The sequence below is a fragment of the Streptomyces sp. WAC05292 genome, from assembly GCF_003949955.1.
Lineage (GTDB): Bacteria > Actinomycetota > Actinomycetes > Streptomycetales > Streptomycetaceae > Streptomyces > Streptomyces globosus.
Window position 1 is genome coordinate 1 of record NZ_RPSE01000630.1, and the last position, 2,226, is coordinate 2,226.

The following is a 2,226-nucleotide window of genomic DNA, read 5'->3' on the forward strand; positions in this document are numbered from 1 at the left end:
GCGGACGCCTCCGCGGCCCCCGCCGTCCCCGCCCTGCCCGTGCAGCGCACGGCCCGCAGCCCCCGGACGACGAAGAAGAAGACCACCCTGCCCAGGGCCGCAGGGAAGTCCCTCGCCGAGAACGACACCTGGCGGCAGGCCTGCCTGTTCCCGGCGCCGACGCTGAAGAGCGACCGCGAGCGGGAGGTCCGCGCCACCTCGATCCTGCTGTCCGTGATGGCCCAGGTCCCCGAGCTGGGCCGCCGCCTGACGGCCGGCTTCGGCGCCCCTGCCGGGCGGATGCAGACCTTCACCGAGGTGTCCCTGCCGCACGGCGACGCCCCGCGGCGGCCCGACGGGGTGATCCGCGTGGAGCGGGCGGGCCGGATCTGGACCGCCCTGCTGGAGACGAAGACGAACGGCAACCCGCTCAAGCCGGAGCAGGTGCAGGAGTACATGGACATCGCGGCGCGCCGCGGCTACGAGGCGGTGATCACCCTCTCCAACGACGTCGCGCTGGACGGCGTCCCGATCGTGGACGTAAGGATCGACGGGCGGCGCAAGCACAAGGTCGGCCTGTGGCACCTCTCCTGGGCGGAGGTGGCGCACCAGGCGCAGATGCTGCTCCTCCACGAGGGCGTCGGGAACCCCGCCCACGCCTGGCTGCTCCAGGAGCTCCTCGCCTACCTGCGGCACGAGCAGTCCGGCTGCCACGGCTTCCACAACATGGGGCCGGCCTGGGTGCCCGTACGCAAGGGGGTCGAGGACGAGACGATCTCCGCGGGCGACGAGCGGGCCGTCGGCGTGGTGGAGAGCTGGGAACGGCTGATCCGCCAGGTGTGCCTGCGCCTGGGCGGCGAGCTGGGGCAGAAGGCGCTGCCCGTGCAGCGGGCCCGGCGCGGCAGCGACCCGCACGCGCGGAGGGTCGCCGCGGCCGAGCGGCTGTGCCGGGAGGGCAGGCTCTTCGCCGAGCTGCGCATCGACGGCACGAACAGCGTGGTCGCGGTGACCGCGGACCTCCGCACGGGCCGGATCCGGACCTCGGCGGAGGTGGCGGCTCCGGAGGGCGCCTACCCGCTGGCGACGGTGAAGCGGCTGGTGCGGATGCTGGCGGACGCCCCGGCGGACCTGCACGTCGAGAGCATCGTGGAAGGCGACAACGGCCCCCGGGGCACGCTGGAGCGGCTCCGCCCCGAACCGGGCGGCCTGCTGCCCGCGAACGGGGCGCCGATCACCGGGTTCCGACTGTCCCTGATCAAGGGCATGGGCAGCGGCCGGGGCAGCGCGGAGACCGGCTTCATCCGCAGTGTCGACGCCGCGGTGGGCCGCTTCCACAGCGGTGTCCTCGCCCATCTGGCCGGCTTCGAGGGCCGGTCGGGACGCCGCGGCTGACGGCCCCGGAGCGCGGCCCGGCCTCCCCGGAGGCCGGGCCGGGCCGCTGCGGGGCCGGTCAGACGTCGGTGACGCGGAGGGCGGCGTGGGCCTTGTAGCGGCGGTTGGTGGAGATCAGGTTCGCCACGAGCGCCTCGACCTGGTGGGCGTTGCGCAGCCGGCCGGCGAAGACGCCGCGCATGCCGGGGATGCGGGCGGCCAGGGCCTGGACGGTGTCGGTGTCGGCGCGGGAGTCGCCGAGGACCATCACGTCCGTGTCGATCTCCGCGACGGACTCGTCCTGGAGGAGGACCGCCGACAGGTGGTGGAAGGCGGCGGTGACCCGCGAGTCGGGGAGGAGCGCGGCGGCCTGCTGGGCGGCGCTGCCCTCCTCGACCCGGAGGGCGTACGCGCCCTGCTTGTCGAAGCCGAGGGGGTTGACGCAGTCCACGACGAGCTTGCCCGCGAGGTCCTCGCGGAGGGCTTCGAGGGTCTTCGCGTGGCCCTCCCAGGGCACCGCGATGATCACTACGTCGCTGCGGCGGGCGGTCTCGGCGTTGTCGGCGCCCTCCACGCCGAGGCCGATCTCGGCGGCGGCTTGGCGGGCGCGGTCCGCGGCGCGGGAGCCGATGACCACCTTCTGGCCGGCCTTGGCAAACCGGTAGGCCAGGCCCCGGCCCTGGTCGCCGGTGCCGCCGAGGACGCCGACGACGAGGCCGGAGACGTCCGGGAGGTCCCACGGGTCCTTGGCGGGGGCCTTGGCGGGCGCGGGCGGCTTCTGGGTGCTGTCGCTTGAGGTCATGGGGGGAGCGTAGTCCGGGGATCCGCACGCGCGAACGGGTGCCGCCCGGCGCGGCCGCCCGGCCCCGGTTCCCC

At 75.2% G+C, this 2,226-nt stretch carries 1 protein-coding gene and 1 pseudogene; one reads left to right on the top strand and one right to left on the bottom strand.

The features are described 5' to 3' along the window. Positions 1 to 1,371 (top strand): annotated as a pseudogene (locus EF903_RS31835) (TerD family protein); the annotation flags it as partial. Between the two features lie 58 nt (positions 1,372 to 1,429). Here EF903_RS31835 and npdG read toward each other — a convergent pair. After that, positions 1,430 to 2,152: an NADPH-dependent F420 reductase gene (gene npdG / locus EF903_RS31840; RefSeq protein ID WP_125548437.1), complete on the bottom strand. Its 723-nt coding sequence runs from the start codon at positions 2,150 to 2,152 to the stop codon at positions 1,430 to 1,432. Between the last annotated feature and the right edge of the window lie 74 nt (positions 2,153 to 2,226).

Bases quoted from the DNA above. Each gene is read 5' to 3' on its own strand.
- npdG (WP_125548437.1), bottom strand. From the start codon at position 2,152: ATGACCTCAAGCGACAGCACCCAGAAGCCGCCCGCGCCCGCCAAGGCC.